Source organism: Streptomyces sp. NPDC060002 (genome assembly GCF_042737245.1).
In the GTDB taxonomy this organism is placed as follows: domain Bacteria; phylum Actinomycetota; class Actinomycetes; order Streptomycetales; family Streptomycetaceae; genus Streptomyces.
In genome coordinates, this window is record NZ_JBHWUW010000139.1 from 1 (window position 1) to 1019 (window position 1019).

The window sequence follows — 1019 nt, forward strand, 5'->3', positions numbered from 1 at the left end:
ACGATCGCCTGGTGCTTCATCCGGGCCATGTCCGAGGCCATGATGATGTCCTTGTTGCCCGTCGTGGTGACGAAGATGTCCGCCTTGTCGACGACCTCGTCCAGCGTCGTGACCTGGAAACCGTCCATCGCCGCCTGCAGCGCGCAGATCGGGTCGATCTCCGTGACGATCACCCGCGCGCCCTGCCCGCGCAGCGACTCCGCGCAGCCCTTGCCGACATCGCCGTACCCGAGGACGACCGCCGTCTTCCCGCCGATCAGAACATCGGTGGCGCGGTTGATGCCGTCGATCAGCGAGTGCCGGCAGCCGTACTTGTTGTCGAACTTCGACTTCGTGACCGCGTCGTTGACGTTGATCGCCGGGAACAGCAGAGAGCCGTCACGGTGCATCTCGTACAGACGGTGCACACCCGTCGTGGTCTCCTCCGTCACACCGCGGATCTCCGAGGCGAGCTGCGTCCACTTCTGCGAACCGTCACTGATCGTGCGGGTCAGGACCTCGAGGACGACGCGGTGCTCGTCGGACTCGGCCGTGTCGAGAGAGGGGACCTTGCCGTCCTTCTCGTACTCGACGCCCTTGTGGACGAGCATGGTGGCGTCACCACCGTCGTCCAGAATCATGTTCGGGCCGCCGGTGGGCGTGTTCGGCCAGGTCAAAGCCTGCTCCGTGCACCACCAGTACTCCTCCAGCGTCTCGCCCTTCCAGGCGAAGACCGGAACACCCCGCGGGTCCTCGGGCGTACCGTCCGGGCCCACCGCGATGGCGGCGGCCGCATGGTCCTGGGTGGAGAAGATGTTGCAGGACACCCAGCGGACCTCGGCGCCCAGCGCCACCAGCGTCTCGATCAGCACAGCCGTCTGCACCGTCATGTGCAGCGAGCCCATGATCCGGGCACCCGCCAGCGGCTGCGCAGCGGCGTACTCCTTGCGGATCGACATCAGGCCGGGCATCTCGTGCTCGGCCAGGGTGATCTCCTTACGGCCGAAAGCGGCCAGGGAAAGATCGGCGACCTTGAAGTC

1 protein-coding gene is annotated in these 1019 nt (G+C 66.2%); it reads right to left on the reverse strand.

Going from position 1 to position 1019, the window contains the following annotated elements:
- A partial coding sequence (locus ACFWBD_RS41530; RefSeq protein WP_385679437.1) for an adenosylhomocysteinase occupies window positions 1-1019 on the reverse strand: 1019 nt, incomplete at both ends.